The sequence below is a fragment of the Corallibacter sp. genome (assembly GCF_048381695.1).
GTDB classification, from domain to species: domain Bacteria; phylum Bacteroidota; class Bacteroidia; order Flavobacteriales; family Flavobacteriaceae; genus Corallibacter; species Corallibacter vietnamensis.
In genome coordinates, this window is sequence record NZ_JBLXHI010000001.1 from 733,211 (window position 1) to 749,066 (window position 15,856).

At 32.0% G+C, this 15,856-nt stretch carries 16 protein-coding genes; 10 read left to right on the forward strand and 6 right to left on the reverse strand.

Annotation, left to right across the window (positions count from 1 at the left end):
- Positions 1-30: 30 nt before the first annotated feature.
- From ACN5J3_RS03370 to xrtF, 3 genes are all read right to left on the reverse strand, one after another.
- Positions 31-1,032 (reverse strand): DUF748 domain-containing protein, encoded by a 1,002-nt coding sequence (locus tag ACN5J3_RS03370; RefSeq protein ID WP_418510769.1) that lies wholly within the window; start codon positions 1,030-1,032, stop codon positions 31-33.
- A gap of 155 nt (positions 1,033-1,187) precedes the next feature.
- Positions 1,188-1,616 (reverse strand): exosortase F system-associated membrane protein, encoded by a 429-nt coding sequence (locus tag ACN5J3_RS03375; protein WP_418510826.1) that lies wholly within the window; start codon positions 1,614-1,616, stop codon positions 1,188-1,190.
- Positions 1,609-2,163: an exosortase family protein XrtF gene (xrtF, locus tag ACN5J3_RS03380; RefSeq protein WP_418509202.1), complete on the reverse strand. Its 555-nt coding sequence runs from the start codon at positions 2,161-2,163 to the stop codon at positions 1,609-1,611. Before xrtF ends, ACN5J3_RS03375 begins: the two co-directional genes overlap by 8 nt.
- A 94-nt stretch (positions 2,164-2,257) precedes the next feature.
- Between xrtF and ACN5J3_RS03385 the strand changes: the two genes are divergently transcribed.
- The 8 genes from ACN5J3_RS03385 to aqpZ all read left to right on the forward strand — a co-directional run bounded on the left by ACN5J3_RS03385 (position 2,258) and on the right by aqpZ (position 10,906).
- Complete coding sequence (locus tag ACN5J3_RS03385; RefSeq protein ID WP_418510770.1) at positions 2,258-2,713, forward strand: GAF domain-containing protein; 456 nt, start codon at positions 2,258-2,260, stop codon at positions 2,711-2,713.
- A gap of 180 nt (positions 2,714-2,893) precedes the next feature.
- On the forward strand, positions 2,894-4,426 hold the full coding sequence (purH, locus tag ACN5J3_RS03390; RefSeq protein ID WP_417291277.1) for a bifunctional phosphoribosylaminoimidazolecarboxamide formyltransferase/IMP cyclohydrolase: 1,533 nt from the start codon (positions 2,894-2,896) through the stop codon (positions 4,424-4,426).
- A gap of 139 nt (positions 4,427-4,565) precedes the next feature.
- Positions 4,566-5,594, forward strand: coding sequence for a rod shape-determining protein (locus ACN5J3_RS03395; RefSeq protein ID WP_344728183.1), 1,029 nt, complete (start codon positions 4,566-4,568; stop codon positions 5,592-5,594).
- A gap of 9 nt (positions 5,595-5,603) precedes the next feature.
- Positions 5,604-6,425 carry a rod shape-determining protein MreC gene (mreC, locus tag ACN5J3_RS03400; RefSeq protein WP_344728185.1) on the forward strand — a complete coding sequence of 274 codons (822 nt, stop codon included), beginning with the start codon at positions 5,604-5,606 and terminating at the stop codon, positions 6,423-6,425.
- Positions 6,418-6,921, forward strand: a complete 504-nt coding sequence (locus ACN5J3_RS03405; RefSeq protein ID WP_418510771.1) for a rod shape-determining protein MreD — start codon at positions 6,418-6,420, stop codon at positions 6,919-6,921. Before mreC ends, ACN5J3_RS03405 begins: the two co-directional genes overlap by 8 nt.
- Complete coding sequence (gene mrdA, locus ACN5J3_RS03410) at positions 6,922-8,850, forward strand: penicillin-binding protein 2 (RefSeq protein WP_418510772.1); 1,929 nt, start codon at positions 6,922-6,924, stop codon at positions 8,848-8,850.
- Positions 8,850-10,124 carry a rod shape-determining protein RodA gene (gene rodA, locus ACN5J3_RS03415; RefSeq protein WP_418510773.1) on the forward strand — a complete coding sequence of 425 codons (1,275 nt, stop codon included), beginning with the start codon at positions 8,850-8,852 and terminating at the stop codon, positions 10,122-10,124. Before mrdA ends, rodA begins: the two co-directional genes overlap by 1 nt.
- Before the next feature lie 92 nt (positions 10,125-10,216).
- Positions 10,217-10,906, forward strand: coding sequence for an aquaporin Z (aqpZ, locus tag ACN5J3_RS03420; protein ID WP_418510774.1), 690 nt, complete (start codon positions 10,217-10,219; stop codon positions 10,904-10,906).
- 57 nt (positions 10,907-10,963) lie between these two features.
- On the opposite strand, the gene gldC is transcribed toward aqpZ, so the two are convergent.
- Positions 10,964-11,299 (reverse strand): gliding motility protein GldC, encoded by a 336-nt coding sequence (gene gldC / locus ACN5J3_RS03425; RefSeq protein WP_417291271.1) that lies wholly within the window; start codon positions 11,297-11,299, stop codon positions 10,964-10,966.
- A gap of 5 nt (positions 11,300-11,304) precedes the next feature.
- Positions 11,305-12,270 carry a gliding motility lipoprotein GldB gene (gene gldB, locus ACN5J3_RS03430; protein WP_418510775.1) on the reverse strand — a complete coding sequence of 322 codons (966 nt, stop codon included), beginning with the start codon at positions 12,268-12,270 and terminating at the stop codon, positions 11,305-11,307.
- Between the two features lie 93 nt (positions 12,271-12,363).
- Here gldB and nadE point away from each other — a divergent pair, with 93 nt between their 5' ends.
- On the forward strand, positions 12,364-13,152 hold the full coding sequence (gene nadE, locus ACN5J3_RS03435; RefSeq protein WP_418510776.1) for an NAD(+) synthase: 789 nt from the start codon (positions 12,364-12,366) through the stop codon (positions 13,150-13,152).
- Between the two features lie 98 nt (positions 13,153-13,250).
- The gene (locus ACN5J3_RS03440; protein WP_417291268.1) at positions 13,251-13,877 is read left to right on the forward strand and encodes a response regulator; all 627 of its coding nucleotides are present in this window, start codon (positions 13,251-13,253) and stop codon (positions 13,875-13,877) included.
- Here ACN5J3_RS03440 and dnaG read toward each other — a convergent pair.
- A complete protein-coding gene (dnaG, locus tag ACN5J3_RS03445; RefSeq protein WP_418510777.1) occupies positions 13,872-15,830 on the reverse strand; it encodes a DNA primase in 1,959 nt (652 codons plus the stop codon). The two genes, ACN5J3_RS03440 and dnaG, sit on opposite strands and share 6 nt — an antisense overlap.
- Positions 15,831-15,856 lie beyond the last annotated feature (26 nt).

The window sequence follows — 15,856 nt, forward strand, 5'->3', positions numbered from 1 at the left end:
AGTCAAAAATCTGTTTGTAAGTATAATGTGTTATTCTTTGCTTTCTTGAAAGGCATCTTTAAAATCTATATCATTATCAACTGCGCCTTGAAAGGCTTCAATCCAAGCGTTTCCTAAAATATTTACAAAAGTTGTCCAGGCACTTGTTTCAACATTATTCAAATCGCCTTCTAAAGGAACTTTTGTGGCTATAGTATTTGTTTTTTGGTTTTTTAAAATGAACTTGAAAAAGCCAACAAAACCTTCCCAAAGAACTTTTAAAAATTTATCGTTTTTTCCAATAAGTTTAGAGTTGGTTAATAGCGGTTTTATGTAGCCTTTTAGGTAACCATCTGCTATTGCAACTTCGCTGTAGAGTCCAAAATCACCTTTTTCAAAATCAATATTAGCATAATGATTTGTGAAATCATTTAATGCTGTGACATCAACTTGCTCTAAAGAAAATGCTACATCCATGTCAGGTATTTCTTTTATTAAGTTGATGTTGCCATCAATAGAGATCTTGCCATTGCCAATAGATGTTGCTGTTGCGTGAAATGGAGATGGTAATGTGCGTTCTTTTGATTTCACATTTCTTAAATTATCAGCATATAAGTCTAGCTTGTGGAAATTTAAGTCAATATTAGGGTTTGCTTGCAGTTGAACAAATGCTAATTTACCATTGTGAATTTCAAAATGGTTGATGTCTATTGGTACTAAATCTGTTAAAGCTTTTGTCCAATCATCAACATCAGGTGTTTTTCCGTTGTTGGTTTGGTCTTCAAAAACATATATTACTTCAGGGTTAGTCATTATAATTTCACTAACTATTTTACCATGAATTAATGATTTCCATTCAATAGAAATGTCACTTTTTGGAAAGTTTAAAAAAGGGACTTGAGTTTTTGCATTAACTTTATTTAAATGCATGTTGTTTATTACATAAGCGCCTCGTATTAATGCAATGTCAATATCTTCTACTTGACCGTAATACCCAGGAATATTTGCAAGTACATCATTTACATAGTTTTTAACAAGAACAGGTAAATACATGCGAAAGGCAATGAGCGTAGCAAGTATTATTATAGGGATTGTGTAGCGTTTTTTTTTGTATGGTTTTCTTTTTGTTTTGATAGTGTTGTGGTTTTATAGGAGTTAAAGTACAAAAAAGAAAAGCAGTGTAATGCGTATTTAATGTTGCTTTAACACTATTTGTGTTGTTTGTGGTAATAAAAAGCAGGAATGAGTAGTAGTAATATAAGCGGCTGAATTAAAAAGCGTCTTACATTAAAAAAGAGGTAATAATCTTCCTTTTTAGGGTTTATTACAAAGTATAGAAATATCAATATGAGTATGAAATAAGATAAACTATAAATAAGTGTAGAGAACTTTAGAACAGACCTATCTTTAAAAATTACAAATAAAATTGCTAGAGATATAATGCTGTTTAAAATGTATCGCAAACTTGTGTAAGCTACTAGTTTAAAAGTTTCTTGTCTAGGAGAATCTATGTATAAATAATCATTTTTGAAAAACGTTAAATATGGGTCGTAAAATAACTGATTTTCAAAAGCCCTGATAAGAATTAAAAGCCCAACAAGAACTGCAAGAGATAAGTATTTATAAAGCTTATGCATCATGCGCTTTTTTTATGTTTGAAAACCTATTTACCCAAATAACCCAAAGCAGGCAAACCATTCCGTATATAATAGCAGGAAAAATAACGCTATGCAAAATGTCTTTTCTCCAAGGGTAATGATAAAGTCCGACAGATAAAATAACAACACGAATTAAATTTGCAGCGTAAATTAAAACGCTACCAGCTAAAATGTAAAATAATGTTGTTTTGAACCTTCCGGAAAAGGCAATAATAAAAGAAATAAACAATATTATAACACTTATAGAGTTGCAGCCCTCAATAACACGCGCTACGTATTTTTTGTTAATAATAAGTTTCATAGACGCTTCATCAGGATGTGGTAATACCTGTGCGTTATATCCAAAAGTATTTAGTAATTCTTTACTTTGTTTTGCGACTAAATGTGTCATGTAGTCCGGATAAAACTTTTCTCCAGTAGAATATTGTAAATACAATTTATAACCTCCGGTTAAAATACTATATACCAACAAAAATGTAAAAATAAATTTTATAACCGCTTTGTATTTAAAAATAAGTTCTTTCAAAAGAGATAGATTGTTTTACGATGTTAAATTTATATAAAATACATGACCGATTTGCTCGCTTTTTAAATACTTTTGCAAAATATTTATTAAACCTATGATTTTCGATACGTTAAAACCTCAAGTAGAAACCATTATTTCAACAGTAACAACCACAACAGATGAAAAACTATTAAGTATCTGTAAGTTGTTAGAAACCCATGTAGAATATTATAATTGGGTAGGTTTTTATTTTAAAAACGGTGATAAAAACGAGTTAAAATTAGGGCCTTATGTTGGAGCGCCAACAGATCATACTATTATTCCTTTTGGAAAAGGTATTTGCGGTCAAGTAGCTGTTAGTAATGAAAACTTTGTTGTACCAGATGTATCTGCTCAAGATAACTATATAGCTTGTAGTATAACAGTTAAGGCAGAGATTGTAATACCAATTTTTGTAAACGGAGAAAACATTGGTCAGATAGATATAGACTCAAATACTCCAGATCCTTTCTCTGAAGCTGATGAACGTTTTTTAGAGTTTGTTTGCCAAAAAGTAGCAACAATTTTATAGTTGTTGAAAACTTTACATTTTAGTTAAAAAAACTGCTGTTTTTTTCGTGAGTCTACAAGGTGTTTTCAAGTTGAAATAACTACTTTTGCACTCATAAACAATACTGTCAATGCTTGGGCATTGAAAATAATTAAATGCGCTTTTTGGATAAAATAAAAAGCCAACTCACACACAACTAAAATGAGCAATAACAAAACTATTAAATCCGCATTAATATCTGTTTTTTCAAAAGACGGATTAGAGCCTATTGTAAAACAACTTGACGCACAAGGAGTAACTATTTATTCAACCGGAGGTACCGAAAAATTTATCAAAGATTTAGGCATTAATGTCGTGCCTGTAGAAGATGTTACTTCATACCCATCAATTCTTGGTGGTCGAGTTAAAACATTACACCCTAAAGTTTTTGGAGGTATTTTAAACCGTCAGAATAATGAAAGTGATGTTGCAGAATTAGCAGAATATCAAATTCCTCAAATAGATTTGGTTATTGTTGATTTATATCCTTTTGAAAAAACAGTAGCATCAGGAGCAAGTAATCAAGATATTATTGAAAAAATTGATATAGGTGGTATTTCACTTATTAGAGCAGCAGCTAAAAACTATGCCGATGTTGTTTGTGTAGCTTCAGTAAATGATTATGCTGAATTTTTAGAGTTACTTAAATCCAAAAATGGAGACACTAGTGAAGCAGATAGAAAACTATTTGCAGCAAAAGCATTTAATGTTTCGTCTCATTACGATTCAGCTATTTTCAACTATTTTAATAGTAATCATGATATAGCGTCATTAAAAATTAGTGAAACTAGCGGTAAGGTTTTAAGATATGGTGAAAACCCACATCAAAAAGGATTTTTCTTTGGTGACTTTGAAGCGATGTTTACTAAATTACACGGTAAAGAATTAAGTTATAACAACCTTCTAGATGTTGATGCAGCAGTAACACTTATGAATGAGTTTAAAGGCGAAGCACCAACATTTGCAATATTAAAACACAATAATGCTTGTGGTTTAGCACAAAGAGAAACTTTACATCAAGCTTATGTAGATGCATTGGCAGGAGATCCAGTATCTGCATTTGGTGGTATATTAATAAGTAATACAGAAATAGACAAAGCAACTGCTGAAGAAATTCACGGATTATTTTGTGAAGTTGTCATTGCACCATCATTCTCAAACGACGCTTTAGAAATTTTAAAAGGAAAGAAAAATAGAATTCTTTTAATACAAAACGATATTGAATTACCAAAAACAACAGTAAGAAGTTGTTTAAACGGTGTTTTAGTTCAAGATAGAGACAACATAACAGATGCGCTTTCAGATTTATCTGAAGCAACAAACAATAAACCAAGTAAAAGTGAGTTAGAAGATTTGATTTTTGCTTCTAAAATATGCAAGCATACCAAATCAAACACTATTGTTTTAGCCAAAAACAAACAATTGTGCGCTAGCGGAACCGGACAAACAAGCCGTGTAGATGCTTTAAATCAAGCAATCCATAAAGCACAATCTTTTAATTTTGATTTAAAGGGATCTGTAATGGCAAGTGATGCATTTTTTCCATTTCCAGACTGTGTAGAAATAGCTGATAAAGCAGGAATTACAGCAGTGATTCAACCAGGAGGATCAATCAAAGATCAATTAAGTATTGATTATTGTAATGAAAATAATGTGGCTATGGTGTTTACAGGAACACGCCATTTTAAACACTAAAAATTTTGAAAAAACAGGATTTTTTTAAATAGTAAAAAACCAATAAAGCGAAGTGACCGTATAACATACATATATTGCCGAACTTTTATTACATTTACAAGATTTGAATATTAAACCTCGAAAATTACGTTAAACGCATATGGGATTTTTTGATTTCCTAACTGAAGAAATAGCTATAGATTTAGGTACTGCAAACACTTTAATTATACATAACGATAAAGTTGTTGTAGATAGCCCTTCTATAGTAGCACGTGATCGTATTTCTGGAAAAATTATTGCCGCTGGTAAAGAAGCGAGTATGATGCAAGGAAAAACTCACGAAAACATTAAAACAATTAGACCATTAAAAGATGGTGTAATTGCAGATTTTGATGCTTCAGAACAAATGATAAGTATGTTTATAAAAAACATACCAGCATTAAAAAAGAAATTATTCTCACCAGCGTTACGAATGGTTGTTTGTATTCCGTCAGGAATTACAGAGGTTGAAATGCGTGCCGTAAAAGAATCTTGTGAGCGCGTTAATGGTAAAGAAGTATATTTAATACACGAGCCTATGGCAGCAGCTATAGGTATTGGTGTAGATATTATGCAGCCTAAAGGAAACATGATTGTTGATATAGGTGGTGGAACAACTGAAATTGCGGTTATAGCATTAGGAGGTATTGTTTGTGATAAATCTGTGAAGATTGCAGGAGATGTTTTTACAAATGATATTATCTATTATATGCGAACACAACATAACCTTTATGTTGGTGAACGTACAGCCGAAAAAATAAAAATTCAAATAGGAGCTGCAACCGAAGATTTAGAGCTTCCTCCAGAAGACATGAGTGTTCAAGGACGTGATTTACTTACAGGAAAGCCAAAACAAGTTCAAATTTCATATAGAGAGATAGCCAAAGCATTAGATAAATCTATTTTAAGAATTGAAGATGCTGTTATGGAAACACTATCTCAAACACCACCTGAATTAGCAGCAGATATTTACAATACAGGTATCTATCTAGCAGGAGGTGGTTCTATGCTACGTGGTTTAGATAAGCGTTTATCTCAAAAAACAGATTTACCAGTTTACATAGCCGAAGATCCTTTACGTGCTGTTGTTCGTGGTACAGGAATAACTCTTAAAAATTTACCTAAATTCAAAAGTGTGTTGATAAAATAGCGATAAAGCATGCAGCAAATAATAAATTTCATAATAAGAAACAAAATCGTTTTGTTATACTTATTGCTGTTTTCTATATCGTTGTTTTTTACAATACAAACTCACTCTTATCATAAAAGTAAGTTTGTAAATTCAGCAAATTTTTTGTCAGGAGGCATTTATGGTTCTGTAAACGATGTTAGTGAGTACTTTAATTTAAAGTCTCAAAACCAATTGCTGCAAGAAGAGAACAATTACTTACGCTCTTTAGTTTATAACACTACAGATACGCTAGCAAAGCCTTTTTTAGATACCATTCAATCAGGAGCAACTTATAAGTTTACACCTGCTATTGTTATAAAAAACAGCTATTCTGCTACCAATAACATGCTTACTATAAATAAAGGTGCGCGTGATAGTATAAAGCAAGATTTAGGAGTTATAACATCTAAAGGTATTCTTGGTATCGTAGATAATACCAGTAACAAATACGCAACAGTTATTTCTATATTAAATACAAAAAGCAGAATTAGTGCTCAATTAAAGAAAACCAATCATTTTGGTTCTTTAGTTTGGGATACAAAATCACCCAACATAATTCAGTTGCAGGAGATACAAAAAATAGCACCTGTAAAAAAGGGAGATACAATAGTCACTTCAGGATTATCATCTATATTCCCTAAAAACATCCCTATTGGTACCGTGCAGTCTTTCAATCTAGATGTTGCAGAAAACTATTACATAATTAATGTAAAATTATTTAATGATATGACAAATATAGAACATGTCTATGTCATAGAAAATAAGGATGCTTCTGAAATAAATAGCCTTTTAAACGCTACAAATGAGTAATAATATTGTAGGTCATATAGTGCGTTTTTCAGTGTTAATACTTCTACAAGTATTGGTGCTAAATCATATTAATTTTTTGGGACACATAAACCCATATCTCTACATATTGTTTATTATACTATATCCTACAGCCAACAATAGAGTGGCGTTTTTGTTGTTGAGCTTCTTATTAGGGATTACTATTGATATGTTTTCAGATTCTGGAGGTGTACATGCAGCTGCAGCAGTTACTATTGCTTTTATAAGACCTGTAGTGCTAAAATTTTCATTTGGCTCGGTATATGAACACCAAACTATGCGTTTTGGAAATGTTGAGTTTGGTAGTATGTTTACATATATAACAATACTTACAATCGTTCATCATTTTATCTTGTTTTCACTTGAAGTTTTTAACGTTTTAGAAATAATTTTAATACTTAAAAAAACGTTATTATCAAGTATATTCACTATACTATTATGTATTATCACAAATATCATTTTTAGTAGAAGACATTAAATGAGACAATTTTTACTTTTTTTTTCAATACTAGCAGTAGGTTTAACCTTCTTGGCAAGACTTTTTTATCTTCAAGTTTATAACTCTGAAGCCCATAATTTATTTGAAGATAACGCTATCAGAAAGGTATTTGACTATCCTAAAAGAGGTTATGTTTATGATAGAAATGGAAAGCTTTTAGTGTCTAATCAACCATCATATGATGTTATGATTATTCCAAGAGAAGTAAAGGCTTTAGATACGTTAGAGTTTTGTTCTTTATTAAAGATAGACAAGGCTCAATTCCTAAAAACTTATGAGCGTGCTTACCGTTACTCTCCACGACTTCCTTATGTTTTTGTATCGCATTTGTCAAAGGAAGATTATGCGGTTTTACAAGAAAAAATGCATAAGTATGAAGGATTTTATATTCAAAAACGTTCATTAAGAGATTATCAAACATCAGTCGGAGCTAATGTTTTAGGATTCATTGCAGAAGTTAATCAAGGACAAATTAAAGAAAACCCATATTATAGAATGGGAGATTTGATTGGGAAACAAGGTGTAGAACTTTCTTACGAGGAAGCATTGCGAGGTGTAAAAGGTATAAAGTTTATCCAAAAAGACCGTTTTAATCGAGATATAGGTCCTTATAAAGAAGGAAAATATGACACCATTCCGCAACAAGGAAAAGACATAAAAATAACTATTGACACACAGTTGCAAGAATATGGTGAGTTATTGATGCGCAATAAAAAGGGAGGTATTGTAGCTATAGAACCTAAAACAGGAGAAATCCTTTCATTAATATCAGCTCCATCGTATAATCCTAATCTATTGGTGGGAAGAAAACGCTCAAAAAACTACACAAAGCTTTACAGAGATAGCATTCATTTACCTCTCATAGATAAAAGTCTTTTACGTGTTCATGAACCAGGATCACCATTTAAAGCTTTGGTGGCGTTAGCGGCGCTTCAAGAAAAAGCGATTAGTCCAGAAACATCGGTTACTTGTACAGGTGTTTATCACTATGGAAGACGAGGAAAAATGGGATGCCATTGTGGTGGTGGCGTTAGAGATTTAAGAAAAGGAATTGCTAAATCATGTAACTCTTACTTTGCTACAGCTTTTAGAAGAACAATAGATTTGTATCCTGATGCTAGTAAATCAATGGATAAATGGAGTGATCATATTAAAAGTTTTGGGTTAGGTCAATATTTAGGAACAGATTTGCCTATCGGTCAAAAAGGGAATATTCCTAACGGTTCGTATTATGATAAATGGTATCCTGATTTTAATTGGGGTGCGACCACAGTTATCTCTAACTCTATAGGGCAAGGCGAAATATTAGTAACACCTATTCATTTAGCTAATATGACAGCTGCTATTGCCAATAGAGGTTATTATTATACACCACACATTATAAAATCAATAGGGGAAGAGCCAATAGATAAACAGTTTACAAAAATTCATCATACAACTATAGATAAAAAATATTTTGACCCTGTAATAGAAGGTCTTTATGATGTTTACAAACCAGGAGGAACGGCTAATTTTATTCAAATTCCTGGTATTGAAATTTGTGGTAAAACAGGAACAGCAGAAAACTTCACAATGATTGATAGTGTAAGAACACAATTAACAGATCATTCGCTGTTTGTTGCTTTTGCTCCAAAGGATGATCCTAAAATAGCCATAGCTGTTTTTGTTGAAAACGGGCATTATGGGTCTATATATGCTGGAAGAATAGCAAGTTTAATGATAGAAAAATATATCAAAGGACATACAACAAGAAAAGATTTAGAAAATTGGGTGCTAACACGCAGTCTTGAGTTTGAGTACCAAAAACCTTATTCTGGAGCTCCTTTTACTATAAACGATAGAAGAGAAGAAGTTGTGCCAATGCCTGAATTTTCTATAGAAAACAATCAACAAAAACTTCTTAATTAATGAGGCAAACAGATAGATACTTTAAGTTTGATTGGATTACTATTATCTTATTCTTATTACTAGTAGGGTTTGGTTGGTTAAATATTTTATCTGCTTCACATACAGGAGAAACGATAGATTATTTAGATTTTTCACAACCTTATGGTAAACAGCTTATTTTTATAATGCTTACGGTTGTTCTTATTATTTTAATACTATCTATAGAAGCCAAATTTTATGAACGTTTTTCTAGTGTTATTTATTTGATATCTATGCTGTCCCTTGTGGGATTATTCATTTTTGGTAAAAACGTTAACGGAGCCACATCTTGGTATGCCATAGGAGGAATGACCTTACAACCTAGTGAATTTGCAAAAACAGCCACAGCACTAGCCGTAGCAAAATATATTAGTGATTTACACACCGATATGAAAACACTCAAAGATCAAGTTAGACTTTGCGTAATAATAGCTATTCCTGCTATATTAATTTTGTTTCAGAATGATGCGGGAAGTACTATTGTTTACGGTTCGTTTTTCTTTGTTTTATATAGAGAAGGTTTACCTAAACTTTATCTTATGATTTTTGTGCTTCTTGCTGCTATATCAGTATTGGCTTTAAAGTTTGGGGCAACTATAACTTCAATAGGAGCTTTGGTGGTTATTTTTGCACATCATTTCTTAAGAAAAAAGAAGCCTGCTTTCATTCAGCCTATATTCTTTGTTTTAGTAAGTGTAGGTATAGCTATTGGTGTTAAGTTTTTTTATCAAAATATATTGCAGCCACATCAACAAGATAGAATTAGTCTTTGGTTAAGGTTAGAAAAAGATCCACAAAAAATTGAAAAAATGAGGCGTGATATCTTGTATAACTTATATGAATCTGAAAAAGCAATTAGTTCTGGAGGTGTTACAGGTAAAGGTTTTTTAGAAGGAACAAGAACTACAGGTAAGTTTGTTCCTGAACAACATACAGATTATATTTTTAGTACTGTTGGTGAAGAATGGGGCTTTTTAGGAAGCGCTATGGTTGTTATCGTATTTGTTTTTTTATTATTAAGAATATTACATCTTTCCGAGCTTCAAAAATCGCAGTTTAGCCGGGTTTATGGTTACAGTGTAGCGACAATATTGTTTTTTCATTTTATGATTAACATAGGAATGGTTATGGGACTTATTCCTACCATAGGAATCCCATTGCCCTTTTTTAGTTATGGCGGATCTGGATTATGGGGATTTACAATTTTGTTATTCATTTTTATCAAATTAGATTCAAATAGAATCAACGAGTGGTAATAGGTTTCTCTTCACTTGTTTTCCCAAAAAATTATGTGACTTTCTTTAGTAAGTAGTGTCTTATAGATATTACTAACTAATTGATTGTAGGAGTGAAAAAATTATTGGCAGAATGTATAGGAACCTTCTGGTTAGTTTTAGGTGGTTGTGGTAGCGCTGTTTTAGCTGCAGGTGTTCCAGATTTAGGAATTGGTTTCTTGGGTGTAGCACTTGCTTTTGGATTAACGGTTTTAACAGGTATTTATGCACTGGGGCATATTTCTGAAGGTCATTTTAATTCTGCGGTTTCTGTAGGATTATGTATTGGTGGCCGTTTTGATATAAGCGAATTACCAGGGTATATTATATCGCAAATTATCGGAGCTATTTTAGGAGCTTGTGTTATTTATATTATAGCAAGCGGCATTAGTGGTTTTTCTTTATCTAACGGTTTTGCAGCAAATGGGTATGGTGAACATTCCCCTTTTGGTTATGATATGACATCGGCTTTAGTTTGCGAGTTTGTTATGACTTTTATGTTTTTAATTGTTATTCTAGGTGCAACACACAAAAATGCTTCTAAAGACTTCGCAGGTTTATCTATAGGGCTTGCATTAACGCTAATTCATTTAATAAGTATACCCATTACAAATACTTCTGTAAACCCAGCACGAAGTACAAGTCAGGCATTGTTTGTTGGAGGTTGGGCTATTGAGCAGTTATGGTTGTTTTGGTTAGCACCTATTGCAGGTGCAATTTTAGCAGGATTTATGTATAGATTTATCTTACAAGATAAAGTCTAAAAAGATTAATGATTGAATAAAAAAAGCACATATTAATATGTGCTTTTTTTATTCTAATTACTGTTTTTTAAGTTCTAGTTTTTCAGCAAAATAATCACAGAAATCTTTCATAGTTGCTGTCATTTTTTCATCCTGTGTTGCTCTGTGAAAGGTATTACTCATAGCAACCAAGGTTTGGTGAAAAAACACTTTCATTTCGTCTACAGGCATATCTTTTGTCCATAAATCAATTCTAAGTGTTTCTTGAGTTTTACTATCCCAAACAGAAAGAAGCATAGCTTTAGCTTCTTCATTGCTAATGCCGCCATCTTCAGCTGTCCAAAAAAGTTTTTCAGGAACTTTATTATCGTCTAGTTTTACTTTTAGTTCTATAGTTGAGGTTTTATTTGCCATAATTATTATTGCTTGTGTGGTTTAAAATTTGCATTGTTAAGAATGTCTTTAGCATCCTTACTTAAAAGGTCTTTTAAAGAAATATTGTTATTGTCTACATAGGCTTTAACTATTTGCCAACCTATATACTGTCCTATTTTCCCAGGAGATTCGCTGTCTATTTGCTCCAAATAAAATTTAGAAAAAGGAGCAGGGTTTATAAATCTATTAGGTAATTTAGAGTTGGTGCTGTATAATAGTTCATGTTCTATAAAGTAGCGCCAAATATAGTCTTCGTTTTCAAACGCCCAACGTAACTCTTCATTGGTGTATCCTATTTTTTCAGCATCAGTAGTATTAGGTAACATAACATCTTTAAAGTATAATAGCTTTCCATGATAAATCATTTCATCTAAAAGCGTTTTTCTTTCTTGTTGATATGTATATTTTTCAGCATAAGCCTTTGCTAGATCAACTGTAATTTGACTTTTGTTAAAATTCTTTCTCAAGTATTTTTGTATACCTTGATAAAACTCATGATCACTTCCTAAATAAGTGTCAATTGATATTAAAACAATAGTATCAGTAACAATAACCTTGTTTCTGTAGTCTACATTTGAGGTTGTTGTTATAACACGAGGTGTTTGAAATTCAGGATAATAATAGCGTAAATGTTTAAATAGATTCTTTATTTCCTCTTTTTCATATGAAAAATTATCAAATACGCGAGCACTTTCTTTGTGTAGTTGTTGTTGGAGCGTGTCTTGTATTTTTTCAGCCCAATAACTGTCTGAATATTTTTCAGAAAACATAAAGGGAAATGCGCTTTTAAGTTTAGGAAGATCGCTTACAGTGGCACTTCCAAAAGCTTTATCAAATCTTTCAACAGTAAAGTCAATGTCAATTTGAGCGATTTCTTTTTCAAGTTGACTTTCTTTTTTACAAGAAACAATACTTAAAAAAGAGAATAAAATAAAAATTTGATGTTTCATAGAAACTTAAAGGATGTTAATTTTTATTACTAATGGCTTTACGTTATTTTTGTTTGGCAAAGGTAAGATTCTTTGTCTTAAATATTTCATAAAATGCAAACAGAAAAGATTGTAAACCATATTGTAGATTGGTTAAAAAGCTATGCTACTAACGCTAAAGTGAATGGATTTGTTGTAGGTATTTCTGGCGGAATAGATTCTGCGGTTACATCTACATTGTGTGCTATGACCGGAATGGATGTTTTATGTATTGAAATGCCTATACATCAAGCAGAAAGTCATGTAAGTCGTGCGCAAGAGCATATTTTGCAATTAAAAAAGCGTTTTAATAATGTGCGTGATACACGAGCTGATTTAACACCTGTTTTTGAAGAATTTAAAACAGAAGTAAATCTAGATGGAGAACAAGCGATTGTAGATATGGCTTTAGCAAATACAAGAGCGCGTTTGCGTATGACAACGCTTTATTATTATGCAGGTTTACAAAAACTTTTGGTAGCAGGAACAGGAAACAAGGTAGAAGATTTTGGTGTTGGTTTTTACACCAAGTATGGAGACGGAGGAGTTGATTTAAGTCCGATTGCAGATTTATTAAAATCTGAAGTTTACCATATAGGTGAATTTGTGCAAGTACCAGAGTCTATTATGAAAGCGGCACCAAGTGATGGGTTATTTGGTGATGCGCGAAGTGATGAAGACCAAATAGGGGCAAGCTATCCAGAACTAGAATGGGCCATGAAAATGGATGACGAAGGAAAAACTGCAAATGACTTCACTGGTAGAGAAAAAGAAGTCTTCACAATTTATAAGCGTTTTAATAATGCTAATAAGCATAAAATGATACCAATACCGATTTGTGAGGTTCCAACTAATTTAAAATAAGTTACTTATATCTCAAGAGAATTTATTATATTTACTTAAGTGTACAATTTAATAGACGCTATTTGCCTCAACAGTCTTAACATAAAAACCATAAAAAAATGATTAAACTGTTGGTCGTTGACAATCATCCAATTATTAGAAAAGGGCTAGATCTCCTTTTTGTAACTTCACCACAAATCCAAGTTGTTGGAGGCGTTAGTAACGGTGAAGCCATTTTTGATTTTTTAAAAAGTAATTCTGTAGATATTATTATCTGTGAGATAGATTTACCTAAACTTAACGGTATTACCGCATTAAGACGCCTTAAGCGAGATTACCCAAGTGTAAAGGTTATAATGTTTAGCTCTCAACCAGAAAAAATCTATGCTTTAAATACCTTAAAAGCTGGAGCATCCGGTTATTTAACTAAAACATCAGATATTTTTACGATTAAAGAAGCCATCATGAAAGTTTATGATGGTGGTGTTTATTTAAGTAATGAGATGGCACAACAAATGGCTTTAGGTAGACGAGTTACTAGAACAGGAACTCATTTCAAAAAGCTATCTACAAGAGAGATTGAGGTGTTAAAGCTATTATCTTCAGGGAAAAAGAATAAAGAAATTGCAGAAGAGCTAGATATTAATGAAAAAACAGTTAGCACTTACAAAGCTCGTTTAATGAAAAAACTTAACGTGACTAATATTGTTGATTTAATAAGTAGGGCAAAGCTGCTAGAACTATAGCACACGATTAAGCTTTCTGGATAAAAGCATTTTTAAGCTTGAGTAATCTTTTACTTCTTCTAAAATACTTCTATTAATCTCGTTTTTATTGGCTAAAGTTTCTTGTTTAAATTCGGTAACTTTTTGTTCTATTAAAAAACAACGAAGACTCAAAATGGTTTCACTTACTAATTGTGAAACAGTCGTAGATTTTTCTTTAGGATAAATGTTTTTTCGTTCCCAATCTGAAAGGGCATAACGCTCATCTTCCATTAAAATAGTAGTTATTTCATTGGCAATAACAGGATCTACAGTATTTACAAAATTTTCTACCGCATAATCAGGGTTTTGATGAAAGGTTTCCATGATGGTATAATACAGTGTTTTGAAAACTTCATTTGAAAACTCCATTTCATCTTCTTGTAAATCTAAATATACTTTTTCAAAAACTTTTGCAGTATGTTTTACAGGTTCTAAAACAAGCTCGTGTTTTTCATTTTCTTTAAGAATTGAATCTTCAAAATCTTCGGTTTTATTTCCGTAAAGCAATAAAATTTGAATAATTTTTCGCTCTAATTCATACTGAACATCAACCCTTTTTTTAGGTTGTTCGTGTTTAATAACATCAAAGGCCTTTTGCTCTTGTTTTTGTTTCTTACTAGCTTCTTGAGCTTCTTTTTTGCCCATTTGGGCTAATGTGGTAAACAAAACAGATTCACTAATGTCCATGATTTTAGAACATTCTTGAATATACACTTCTTGTTTTATACGATCTGGAATTTTTGAGATACTATTCATAATATCTCTAATGGTGTCTGCCTTTTTTATAGGATCGTTTTTTGCATCAGCAACAAGTAATGAAGCTTTAAACTGAATAAAATCTTTTGAGTTTTCTTCAAGATAATCAGTGAGCTCCTCTAGTGTGTTTTGTTTCGCAAAACTGTCAGGATCTTCTCCATCAGGAAATGAGCAAACTTTTACGTTCATACCTTGCTCTAAAACCAAATCAATACCGCGTAATGAAGCACGCATTCCAGCAGCATCACCATCAAATAAAACCGTGATGTTTTTTGTTAAGCGGTTTATAAGCCTGATTTGTTCTGGTGTTAATGCGGTTCCTGATGACGAAACAACGTTTTTGATACCTCTTTGGTGAAACTGAATAACATCAGTATAACCTTCAACAAGGAAGCAATTGTCTTCTTTAGCAATGCTTTGTTTTGCATGATAAATACCGTAAAGAACTTTACTTTTATGATAAATATCGCTTTCAGGTGAGTTTAAGTATTTAGCAGCTTTTTTATCGTTTGTAAGAATACGACCGCCAAAGCCTAAAACACGACCACTCATACTCTGAATAGGAAACATAACTCGGCCTTTAAAACGGTCAAACTGTTTGTTGTCTTTTACAATTGTTAAGCCTGTTCCTTCTAAAAATTCTAATTGATATCCTTTTTTTATGGCATCGTCTGTAAAGGCTTGCCATTCATCTAACGAATATCCTAAATCAAACTTTTTTATAGTTTCTTCAGTAAAACCACGTTCTTTAAAATAGCTTAAACCTATAGCTTTACCTTGATCTGTTTTATGTAGTATATTTTGAAAATATTTACTAGCGTATTCACTAACTAAATATAAACTTTCTCTAGTATTTGCTTGCTCTTTTTGTTCATTGGTTTGTTGCGTTTCTTCAATCTCAATGTTGTACTTTTTAGCAAGGTATTTTATGGCTTCTGGATAGGTAAAATGCTCATGTTCCATTAAAAAAGCAACTGCATTACCGCCTTTTCCTGTACTAAAGTCTTTCCAGATTTGTTTTACTGGAGAAACCATAAAGCTAGGTGTGCGTTCATCACTAAACGGACTTAAACCTTTAAAATTACTTCCTGATTTTTTAAGCTGAACAAAATCACCAATAACCTCTTCTACACGAGAGGTTTCAAAAACTTGATCTATGGTGGATTTTGATATCAAATCTGGAATTATTTAAGGAGTGTAAA